Annotated in this window: 11 protein-coding genes; 5 read left to right on the top strand and 6 right to left on the bottom strand. The window is 71.6% G+C overall.

What is annotated here, in order from left to right; genetic code table 11:
• Nucleotides 1-42 precede the first annotated feature (42 nt).
• From tatA to ACWDRB_RS26425, 4 genes are all read left to right on the top strand, one after another.
• On the top strand, nt 43-306 hold the full coding sequence (tatA, locus tag ACWDRB_RS26440; RefSeq protein ID WP_449897833.1) for a Sec-independent protein translocase subunit TatA: 264 nt from the start codon (nt 43-45) through the stop codon (nt 304-306).
• Between the two features lie 19 nt (nt 307-325).
• Nucleotides 326-694, top strand: coding sequence for an ArsR/SmtB family transcription factor (locus ACWDRB_RS26435; RefSeq protein WP_350727544.1), 369 nt, complete (start codon nt 326-328; stop codon nt 692-694).
• Nucleotides 678-3,203 carry a magnesium-translocating P-type ATPase gene (gene mgtA, locus ACWDRB_RS26430; protein WP_449897829.1) on the top strand — a complete coding sequence of 842 codons (2,526 nt, stop codon included), beginning with the start codon at nt 678-680 and terminating at the stop codon, nt 3,201-3,203. The genes ACWDRB_RS26435 and mgtA overlap by 17 nt, the downstream gene beginning before the upstream one ends.
• A 65-nt stretch (nt 3,204-3,268) precedes the next feature.
• Nucleotides 3,269-4,564 carry a hemolysin family protein gene (locus ACWDRB_RS26425; RefSeq protein WP_449897827.1) on the top strand — a complete coding sequence of 432 codons (1,296 nt, stop codon included), beginning with the start codon at nt 3,269-3,271 and terminating at the stop codon, nt 4,562-4,564.
• Between the two features lie 117 nt (nt 4,565-4,681).
• Here ACWDRB_RS26425 and ACWDRB_RS26420 read toward each other — a convergent pair whose 3' ends face one another.
• The gene (locus tag ACWDRB_RS26420; protein ID WP_449897825.1) at nt 4,682-5,581 is read right to left on the bottom strand and encodes a CHRD domain-containing protein; all 900 of its coding nucleotides are present in this window, start codon (nt 5,579-5,581) and stop codon (nt 4,682-4,684) included.
• A gap of 78 nt (nt 5,582-5,659) precedes the next feature.
• Nucleotides 5,660-6,862, bottom strand: coding sequence for a cytochrome P450 (locus ACWDRB_RS26415; RefSeq protein ID WP_449897823.1), 1,203 nt, complete (start codon nt 6,860-6,862; stop codon nt 5,660-5,662).
• 84 nt (nt 6,863-6,946) lie between these two features.
• On the opposite strand from ACWDRB_RS26415, the gene ACWDRB_RS26410 reads away from it, so the two are divergent.
• Nucleotides 6,947-7,573 (top strand): TetR/AcrR family transcriptional regulator, encoded by a 627-nt coding sequence (locus ACWDRB_RS26410; RefSeq protein ID WP_449897821.1) that lies wholly within the window; start codon nt 6,947-6,949, stop codon nt 7,571-7,573.
• Nucleotides 7,574-7,580: 7 nt separating this feature from the next.
• Here the strand turns inward: ACWDRB_RS26410 and ACWDRB_RS26405 are convergent, their stop codons facing one another.
• The 4 genes from ACWDRB_RS26405 to ACWDRB_RS26390 all read right to left on the bottom strand — a co-directional run bounded on the left by ACWDRB_RS26405 (nt 7,581) and on the right by ACWDRB_RS26390 (nt 10,277).
• On the bottom strand, nt 7,581-8,273 hold the full coding sequence (locus tag ACWDRB_RS26405) for a glycoside hydrolase family 12 protein (RefSeq protein ID WP_449897819.1): 693 nt from the start codon (nt 8,271-8,273) through the stop codon (nt 7,581-7,583).
• 72 nt (nt 8,274-8,345) lie between these two features.
• Nucleotides 8,346-8,780, bottom strand: coding sequence for a RidA family protein (locus ACWDRB_RS26400; RefSeq protein WP_449897817.1), 435 nt, complete (start codon nt 8,778-8,780; stop codon nt 8,346-8,348).
• Nucleotides 8,777-9,505 (bottom strand): alpha/beta fold hydrolase, encoded by a 729-nt coding sequence (locus ACWDRB_RS26395; RefSeq protein WP_449897814.1) that lies wholly within the window; start codon nt 9,503-9,505, stop codon nt 8,777-8,779. Before ACWDRB_RS26395 ends, ACWDRB_RS26400 begins: the two co-directional genes overlap by 4 nt.
• Complete coding sequence (locus ACWDRB_RS26390) at nt 9,492-10,277, bottom strand: class II aldolase/adducin family protein (protein ID WP_449897811.1); 786 nt, start codon at nt 10,275-10,277, stop codon at nt 9,492-9,494. The genes ACWDRB_RS26395 and ACWDRB_RS26390 overlap by 14 nt, the downstream gene beginning before the upstream one ends.
• Nucleotides 10,278-10,344: the final 67 nt, after the last annotated feature.

Genomic DNA, 10,344 nt, shown 5'->3' with positions numbered 1-10,344 from the left:
ACACTCCTATACTTGCGCATCCGAGCAACGTTAGGACTCCTCATGCAGGATCTCGGATGGGCTGAAATCCTCATCATCGCCCTGGTCTTCGTGCTGCTCTTCGGCGCGAAGAAGCTCCCGGAGACGGCCCGCGCCGTCGGCCGGTCCCTGCGGATCTTCAAGGCCGAGGCCGGCAAGCTCCACGACGACGAACCGGCCGAGCCGCCGTCTTCCGGCCCGACGCTGGAGGAGCAGGCGCGGCGGCTGGAGGAGCAGGCGGCCAGGCTGCGCGCGGGTATGCGGGAGGACGGGCAGGCCAAGCCGTGACGCCCTAGACTGGGCGGCTATGTCCGGAGGAGGAGTGACGGTGGCGATGGGGGAGGTCGGCGACCCGCCCGCCGACGTGCTGGCCGAAGCCGCGGCCGCTTTCGGGTTGCTGTCGTCGCCTCCGCGGTTGCACATCGTCTGGGCGCTGGCGCAGGGCGAATGCGACGTGACCGGGCTGGCCGAGCGGGTGGGCGGGGCGCTTCCCGCGGTCAGCCAGCACCTGGCCAAGCTGAAGCTGGCCGGCCTGGTGCGGTCGAGGCGCGAGGGGCGCCGGGTGGTCTACCTGATCGACGACCAGGACATCGTCGCCACGGTCCAGGTGCTGGTGGGACGCCTTGCCGAGCGGGCGGGCCGCCCGGGGGGACAGGCCCGTGGTCTGGGCGCCTGAGGCGCCGAGCACGCCGTCCCGGCCGGCCGGGGACGAGGTCGCGGCCCTGAGCAGGCTGCAGGTGCTGCGGCTGCTGGACAGCGGGCCGCGCGGCCTGGTGGCGGCGGAGGCCGAGGCCCGGCTGCTCCGCCACGGTGAGAACGTCCTTCCCGGTCGTCGTCCCGTGTCCTGGCCGCGCCGGCTGGCGCGCAGCCTGCGGGACCCGTTCACGATGGTGCTGCTCGCGCTGGGGGTGGTGTCGGCCCTGATCGCGTCCTGGGGCACGGCGGGCGTCATCGTGCTCCTGGTCGTGGCCAGTTGCGTGCTCCGCTCCAACGGCGAATACCGGGCCGACCGCTCGACCGCGGCGCTGCGGGAGCTGGTGGCCACCACGGCGACGGTCCGGCGGCGTGCGTCGGAGGACGCCGAGCCGTGGGAGCGGGAGATCCCGGTCGACCAGCTCGTACCGGGCGATGTGATCAAGCTGGGGCCGGGTGACCTGGTGCCGGCCGACGTCCGGTTGCTGCGTGCCAGGGGGCTGACGGTGCACCAGGCGCCGCTGACCGGGGAGTCGGCCCCGGTCCCCAAGCGGGCGCTCGACCTGCCCGAGGGTGACGACCACCTGTGCCGGCAGGGCAGCAGCGTCGTCTCGGGGAGCGCGCTGGCGGTGGTGGCGGCCACCGGCGCGGACACGATGCTCGCGGGCACTTCCGCCGCGCCGGCGCGCAGGTTGTCGGCGTTCGACCGTTCGGTGAACGGCATCTCCTGGACGCTGGTCCGGCTCATGGTGATCATCCCGCCGGTGGCGCTGGTGGCCAACGCGGTCCTGCGCGGCCGGGGGCTGGAGGCGCTGCCGTTCGCGGTGGCGGTGGCCGTCGGGCTCACGCCCGAGATGCTGCCCGTCGTCGTGACCACCGCTCTGGCCAGGGGATCGGCGTTGCTGGCGCGCAGCGGCGTGATCGTCAAGCGGCTGGCCGCGCTGCACGACGTGGGCGCGATCGACGTGCTGTGCATGGACAAGACCGGCACGCTCACCCGGGACCGTCCCGTGCTCCGGGACTCCATCGGCCCGGACGGCGGTCCGGATCCCGACGTGCTGCGCTGGGCCGCGATCAACAGCTTCTGGACGCTGCACCTGGCCGACCCGCCGGTGCCCGACGCCCTGGACGAGGCGATCCTGCTCGGCGCGCCGGACCATGGGGACGTCGAGGGCGTGGACGCCTCGCCGTTCGATCCGGTGAGCCGCGTCTCGTGCGCGCTCGTGCACGACGGCGGCGCGCACCGCGTCGTGGTCAAGGGCGCTGTGGAGCCGGTGCTGGAACGTTGCACGCTCAGCCCGCCGGATCGCCTGCGGGCCGTCCGCCTGGCCGACCGGCTGGCCGAGGAGGGGCTGCGGGTGCTCGCGGTCGCTGTGGCCGACCGCCCTGCCGCCCACCGCCTGGGCGAGGAGCGCGGGCTCTCCTTCGCCGGCTTCGTCACGCTGGCCGACGAGCCGTCGCCGGAGGCGCCCGGGGCCCTGGCGGCGCTCTCCCGCCGCGGGATCACTCCCAAGGTGCTGACCGGCGACCATCCGGCGACCGCCGCCCGTACCTGCCGGGACCTGGGCCTGAGCGTGGGCGCGGTGGTCAACGCGGGCGAGCTGGCGGACCTGTCCGACGCCGAGCTGGCCGAGGCCGTCGGCCGGGCGACGGTGGTCGCCCGCTGCACCCCGGAGCAGAAGGCACGGGTCGTACGCGCGCTGCGCGCCTCCGGCCACACCGTCGGCTTCCTCGGCGACGGCGTCAACGACCTGGCCGCCATGCGCGCCGCGGACGTCGGCATCTGCCCGAGGGGCGCGGTGGACGTCACCCGGGAGGCGGCCGACGTCGTGCTGGCGGCCAAGGATCTCGCCGCGGTCGATCACGCGGTCGCCGCCGGGCGGCGCAGCACCGGCAACATCGTCACCTACCTGCGCATCGCGCTGTCGTCCAACGTCGGGAACGTGATCGCGATGCTCGCGGCCGGGCTGGCGCTGCCGTTCCTGCCGATGCTGCCCGTCCAGGTGCTGGTGCAGAACCTGTGCTTCGACGCCGCGCAGCTCGCCCTCGCCTTCGACCGGGCCGACCCGGCCGTCCTGCGCCGCCCTCTCCGGCTCCGGCCGCGTGCGATCCTGCGCTTCGTCGTCGGGTTCGGGGCCCTGAACGCCGTGGCGGACCTCGTCACGTTCGCCGTCCTGACCTGGGTCCTCGGCGTGGAGGGGCCGCCGGCCTTCCACACCGGCTGGTTCATCGAGAACATGCTCACCCAGGCCGTCATCATGCTGCTGCTGCGTCCCATCAGCGGGGTGTCGCGCCCGCTCGGGCTGGCCACGGGCGCGCTCGCCGCGGTCGGCCTGCTGTTGCCGCTCTCGCCGCTGGCGAGCGCGTTCGGGCTGGTCGCGCTGCCTGCCACGAGCTACCTCTGGCTGCTGGCGGTGGTCGGCCTGTACGGCGGCACGTTGCTGGCCATCACCCGCCGGAGATTCCGGGACAGAGGCCGCAGAACGCCATAGACGCCACACTTGTTTTATAGTTGCGCAATACGGCAAGTGTCATGGCGTCTGGAGGAACCCCTTTCGTGGATGGTTATTGGGTGCAACTCGCCCTGGTCGCGGTCCTCATCGTGATCAATGCGGTGTTCGCGGGAAGCGAGCTCGCGCTGGTCTCCCTGCGGGAGGGCCAGCTGCGCCGCCTGGAGCAGCACAGCAGCGGAGGACGGGTGCTGGCCAAGCTGGCCCGCGACCCGAACCAGTTCCTGGCGACCATCCAGATCGGCATCACCCTGGCCGGATTTCTCGCCTCGGCCACCGCGGCGGTGACCCTGTCCGAACCCCTGGTGCCGCTGCTGTCCTTCCTCGGCGGCGCGGCCGGACCGGTGGCGATCATCCTCGTCACCCTGGTGCTGACGTTCCTCACGCTGGTGTTCGGCGAGCTGGCGCCCAAACGGGTGGCGATGCAGCGCGCGGAGACCTGGGCGCTGCTGGTCGCCCGTCCGCTGAGCGTGCTGGGGAGCATGTCGCGGCCGGTCATCTGGGCGCTGGGCAAGTCCACCGACCTGACGGTCCGGTTGATGGGCGGGGACCCCGACCTGCACCGGGAGGAGATGAGCCCGGAGGAGATCCGCGATCTGGTCAGCGTCCATCGCGGCTTCACCCCGGAGCAGCGGCTGATCATCTCCGGCGCCGTCGAGATCACCGAACGGGTGCTGCGCGAGGTCCTGGTGCCCCCGCGCCAGGTGTTCACGATCGAGGCCGGCACCCCGCTCCGGCAGGCCGCGGCCGAACTGGCGGCATCCGGGCACTCGCGCGCGCCGGTCGTTCGCGGGCGCAACCTGGACGACACCCTCGGCATCGCCAACCTGCGCGACCTGCTCACCCAGGACGCCGAGGCCGCAGCCGACGTCGCCCGGCCCGCCCTGGTCCTCCCCGAGAGCCTGCACGTTTCCGACGCGCTGCGCCGCTTCAAGGCCGAACGCCAGCAGTTCGCCCTCGTCGTCGACGAACGCGGCGCCGTGGACGGCATCGTCACCCTGGAGGACCTCCTCGAAGAGGTGGTCGGCGAGATCTACGACGAGACCGACAGCGACCTGGAGACCGTCCAGCGCGGCGACGACGGGACGCTGACGATGCCCGGCGGCTTCCCGGTGCACGACCTGCCGGACGTGGACGTGCACCTGGAGGGGCAGCCGGAGGGCGACTACACCACCGTCGCGGGCCTGGTCCTGGCCGAGCTCGGACGGGTGCCGACCGCGCCGGGCGAGTCGGTGACCGTGGCCGGCTGGCGCATCGAGGTCCTCGGGGTCGAGCGCCACGCGATCACGCAGGTCCGCCTGCATCCGGTCGCCGTGCCCGACGCCGCGGAACAGGACGCGTAGACCGGAGCGGCGGATCCGGCCGTCGCCGAGCCGGCCTGTTAGCCACGCGGGACCGGCAACCCCAGCCGGACCGCCTCCTCGGCCCAGCGCACCCGCGCCGGGCCGAGGAGACCCCCGCTACCAGTCGCCCCGGTAGAGCTGGCCGCGGACCGCGCCGCCGGGGAATTTCGCGTTGTGCAGGTTGGCGTACCAGTTCTTGGGGTTCTTCCAGATGCGTTGGGCGGTGGCGGTGTCGGTCTTGGAGCTGCCGGCCAGGCCGTTGACGCTGGGTGGCAGGCCGTCCTTGGCCTCGAAGAAGGGGACGACGACGGGGCCGTTCTTGCCCTTGGGGGCGCGGTGGACGTGGGCGGCGGTGGGGGTGTCGACGTGTTTCCAGGTGGCGGCGAACCAGACGCGGTCGCCTTCGGGCTGGACGAGCCAGGCGGCGCGGCCGTTGTGGTCGCCGACCTTGGTGCCGGGGGCGGGGATCTCCTGCTTGCCGTCGGCGCGGGTGGTCAGGGTGCGGCCGAAGCCGTGGGCCAGGATGCTCTCCAGGGCGACGGGGCGGATGCGCTGGAGCTGGGCCCGGACGGCGCCGCCGGCGAAGTCGGCGTTGTGGAGGTTGGCGTACCAGCCCTGGGGGTTGTTGAGGATGCGGCCGAGGAGGTTGAGGTCCTTGACGATGACGGTGCCCTTGATGGCGTGGAGCTGGGCCGGCAGGGCGGTGGTGATGAAGGGGATCTTGACCTCGCCGTTCTGGCCGGCGTTGCCCTTGTGAATGTGGAAGCCGCTGGGGGCGTTGACGTTGCTCCAGCGGACGGCATAGTCGACGCGGTTTCCATGGATGCGGAAGACCGCGAGGGCGCCGCCGTCGTCATCGCCGACCTTGGTGCCGGGTGCGGGCACTTCGTTCTTGCCGGCGAGGCTGGCGGCCAGGTAGACGGGAGTGCTGGTCTGCGCGGCGGCCGGTGGCACGGGAGCGGCGACCAGTGCGGTGGTGATAGCCAGGCCAGGAAGAGCGAGGGTGCGCTTGTTCATGAATCGGCCCTTGGTTAGGTGATTGCTTACTCCTGGGAGGTACGGGCCGATTCATGAACTTGGTTCAACGGTTCTGCGTCACCATGTGACGGGCAGCTCGTGCATCCCGTAGACGCTGGCCTCGTCCTTGAACGAGAGCTGCTCGGCGGGCACGGCCAGCCGCAGGTCCGGGATCCGCCTGAACAGCGAGTCGAAGACGATCTCCAGCTCCACGCGGGCGAGGTTCTGGCCCAGGCACTGGTGCGGGCCGTAACCGAAGGCCAGGTGGCTGCGGGCGTCGCGCTCGATGTCGAACGCGTCGGGGTCCGCGAACACCTCCGGATCGCGGTTGCCGGCGTTGGCCAGCGTGAGCACGCCCGCCCCCGCGGGGATGACCGTGCCGCCGAGCTCCACGTCCTCGGTGGCCACCCGCATGATCGCGAACTCGGCGATGGTGAAGTGCCGCAGCAGCTCCTCGACCGCGCCCGGCGTCTTGCTCGGGTCCTCGCGCAGCGCGGCGAGCGTGTCGGGGTGGCGCAGCAGCATGTACGTGCCCAGCGAGATCATGTTGGCCGTGGTCTCGTGCCCGGCGATGAGCAGCAGGAACGCCAGGCTGAGCAGCGCGCCGTGGTCCACCTCGCCGCTCTCGCGCTGCTTGACCACCTGGCGGCCGAGCAGGTCGTCGGTCGGGTCCTCCTCCTTGGCCCTGATCAGCTTGTCCAGGTAGACGGCCAGCTCGAAGGAGGCGTGGTGGCGCTCCTGCGGCGTGGCGGCGCGGTTGAGCAGCTGCGCCGAGTGCGTCTGGAAGAAGTCGTGCTCCTCGTACGGCACGCCGAGCAGCTCGCAGATCACCAGCGAGGGCACCGGCAGGGCGAACGCCCGCACCAGGTCGACCGGGCGGGGACCGTCCAGCATGGCGTCGAGGTGCTCATCCACGATCTGCTGGATGCGCGGCCGCAGGGCCGCGATGCGCCTGAGGGTGAACTCCCCGATCACGGCGCGTCGCGCCGGACCGTGCTCGGGCGGGTCCATCTCCAGCATCATCTTGGGCAGCGGCGACTCGCCGGGCGCCATCTCGCCGCTCAGCCTGGGGGCGTTGGGATGGCGGCGGTCGGCGCTGAAACGCGGGTCGCTCAGGACCGTACGGATGTCCTCATAGCGGGCGGCGACCCAGGCGCTCGAACCGCCCGGCAGCGCGACCTCGGTGACCGGCTGCTCACGCAGGAGGCGAAGGTGCTGCTCGGGCGGTGCGTACGGGCAGGTGCGGGTGATCTGGAGCGTCTCAGCGGAGTCAGCGGTCACGGTTGTCCCCAATCAGCGTGCCATTCCCAAATTTCCCTACATCTGTAGGCTAACCTACAGATGTAGGGCACAGTACACTGAGGCGTGGCCCTCACCAGAGACAGAAAGAGCGACCTGAGCGACCCGCGGGTGCGCCGCACGCAAGCGGCCCTGCAACGCACGCTGATCGACCTCGTCCAGGACGGCGACCTGTCCAGGATCAGCGTCGCCGATGTCGCCGAACGCGCCGGGGTGAGCCGCTCCACGTTCTACGACCACTACCGTGACGTGCACGAACTGGCCGAGGCGGCGTGCACCACGATGATCGACGACCTGATCGAGGCCATCCCCGACCCCGGTGTCCGGGAGGTCCCGGACGACGCCCCCGACACGCTGCTGACCTTCTTCGCCCACCTCGACGAGCACGCCGGCCTCTACCGCAGCGTGCTCGGGCCCCAGGGCAGCGCGCGCGTCATCGACCACGTGCGGCGCCACGCCACCGTCGCGGCCTACGTCGGCGCGCGCCGCAAGGCCACCGGGGACGACACCCCGACCGACTACACGGCCCGGACCCCGCATGACGTGCCCGCCGCGTTCACGGCGGGCGCGCTCATCGGCGTCGCCACCGACTGGCTCCAGCACGACTGCCCGCGCTCACCCGCCGAGATGGCGGACCTGACCCGCCCGCTGCTGATGGCCGTCTACCGAGGGGACGACCACCCCCAGGCCTAGGGAGCGGTCAGCCGGCGGACACCGAGAAGCTGTTGGTGACGAAGTCCATCCCGCCGCTGGAGGAGGTGATCTCGTAGCCGAACTGCACGTTGCCGAGCGTCACGTCACCCATCCAGCCGTTGGTGCGCAGCCAGTTGAGCACCGCCTTGACGTCCACGGTGCCGGAGTTGGTGTTGCCGGTCCTGACGAACGAGAAGACCTGGTTGGCGCCGTTGCTGCCGCGGTAGACGTCCCAGCTGTGGCCGCCCACCGTGGCGCCGGTCTGGCGGGAGCCGAGCGGGCCGACGGCGCCGTGCTTGTTCATCCAGAGCATGATCTCGTACGCGTTGGCCGAGTCCCAGATGTCGTACGCCGTCGTGTACGAGCCGCCGTTCGGCACGGTGACGTTGAAGCTGCTGGTGGCGCTGCCGAGGGCGCTGATGCGTTTGCCGACGTACCTGGTGGCGTTCGGGTACGACTTCACCCCGCCGGTGTTGGGGTGGTTGGCCCACACGCCCCAGTTACTGTAGGAGTTCGCCCAGATGGTCTGCGGGCCGGCGCCGCTGCCCCAGATGTTGTTGTAGAGCGTGTAGCCGCCGTTGGACCAGGTGCCCCATCGGTCGGTGGAGGACCAGGTGGCGGCCAGCGCGGGCGGGGCGAAGAGGACGGCGACCATCGCCAGTACGCAAACGGGGACGGCGGAACGCACGATCTTGCGCATGCTGGATCCCTTCTGCCTACCTTTGTTTAGTTTGGCTTGCATCCAAACTAAAAGACATTTTGACTCCTTCAGTCAACCCCGGGTGAAACTTTCGCCGGGGGGCAGCAGGGCGGTGGCCTCCACCTCGATCAGCCAGCCGGGCAGGCCGAGGGCCTCGACGCCGAGTAGGGTGCTGGCGGCCAGCGGCCAGGGGTCGCCGTAGGCCTCCCGCGCGGCGCTGAAGATGACCGGCACCAGCTCGGGCCGATGGCCGACCACGTAGATGTTGTGCCGGACCAGGTCGGAAGGGGTGGCGCCGACACCCTCCAGGGCTAGCTTGACGTTGCGGAACGCCTGCCTGGCCTGCGCGGCGTGGTCGCCGGGGCCGACCAGCTCGCCGGAGGCGTCCAGCGCCACCTGCCCGGCGATATACGCGGTGCGCCCGGCCGGGGCGATCACCACCTGGGAGTAGAGGTTCTGCACCGGCAGGCAGAGCGCGGGTGGGTCGACCCGCTGAAGGGAGGTCATGCGATCGTCTCCGTCCGGGCGGTGAGCAGCAGGTCAGCCAGCTCCGCTGGGCGGCTCACCTGGGCGTAGTGGTGACAGTCCAGCTCGGCGACGGGGAGGCCGAGGGACCGGAACGCGGCGGCGGTGCCCGCGAACGCCTCGAAGCGCAGGCAGCGTACGAACATGGCCGGCACGCCCTCGGGCCGGGCCGGGCCGGGCAGGGGCTCGCTGTGCGTGCGCACCGGCATCGGGGTGGAGTGGGCGCGCAGCCAGTCGGCGTCGCCGGGGTCGTCCAAGCCCAGCGCGGCCGGGTCGAGGGGCAACGCGAACCCGCCGGCGCCGTCCGCGGACAGCTCGGCGAACACCTCGGGCAGCCACGGCACCAGGTCGAAGCAGGACTGGCCGGGCTCGGGGACGAAGGCGTCGAGGTAGACCAGCGCGGACACCCGCTCGGGCGCCCGGCCGGCCACCCCCGTGATCACCATGCCGCCGTAGCTGTGGCCGACCAGCGTGACCTGCTCCAGCTCCGCGCGCTCCAGGTAGCCGAGCAGGTCGTCGATGTGCGCCGACAGGCCGAGCTCCGCGCCGCGCGGGTCGTCGCCCCGCTCGGCGAGCCCGGGCAGCGTGGGCGCGTGCACCTCGTGCCCGGCCGCCTCCAGCAGCGGGATCAGCCGGGACCAGATCCAGCCGCCCGCCCACGAGCCGTGGACCAGCACGTACGTCCGGCGCGAGTCAGTCGAGGACATCGGGCTCCTCCTCGAAGATCAGCGACGACAGCAGCTGGAAGTTGTTGCGCGCCATGTTCGCGCTGCCGAACTGGCGGTGCGCCACCTCGGCCTCCTCCTCCGTCATGATCCGCGGCGTGCCGGCGGCCTCGGCCAGGAGTTGCATCTCGCAGGCGCGGTTCATCGCGATGAACCACCAGGCGGCCTCCTCCACGGAGCGGCCGACCGTCAGCAGGCCATGATGGCGCAGGATCGCGGCCCGTGCCGAGCCCAGGCGGGCGGCGATCCGTTCTCCCTCGTCGCGCTCCAGCACCAGCCCGCGGTATTCGTCGAAGAGCACGTGATCGCGCCAGAACGCGCACGACTCCTGCACGATCGGGTCCAGCGGCCGATCCAGCGCCGCCCAGGCCCGGCCGTGGATCGTGTGCGCGTGGGCGACGGCCACCACGTCGGGGCGGGCGTCGTGAATCGAGGAGTGGATCCAGAACGCGGCCTTGTTCGTGCGCCGCGTGCCGTGGGCGATCCGGCCCCGCGCGTCGACGAGCAGCAGGTCGCTGACCTTGATCCTGGAGAAGTGCACGGAGTAGGGGTTCACCCAGAAGTGGTCGGTCAGCTCTGGGTCGCGGGCGGTGATGTGGCCGGCGACGCCCTCGTCATAGCCGTACCTGGCGAAGATCCGGAACGCGGCGGCGAGCTGCCGCTTGCGATGCAGCCGCTGCTCCTCGACGGGGGCCGACGCGTACGTGGGCGCCTCGTCGAGATCGAGCTCGGGGGGTGGTGTGGAGATCGTCATGATGTCGTTCCCTTCGACGTGTGCCCCAGAATGCGACTCCGCCCACCTGCCCGTCAACCTCTGAGGC

The sequence above is a fragment of the Nonomuraea sp. NPDC003707 genome, from assembly GCF_053587055.1.
Note: the sequence above shows the minus strand (reverse complement) of the source record. Positions and strands in the feature narration are given on the sequence as shown.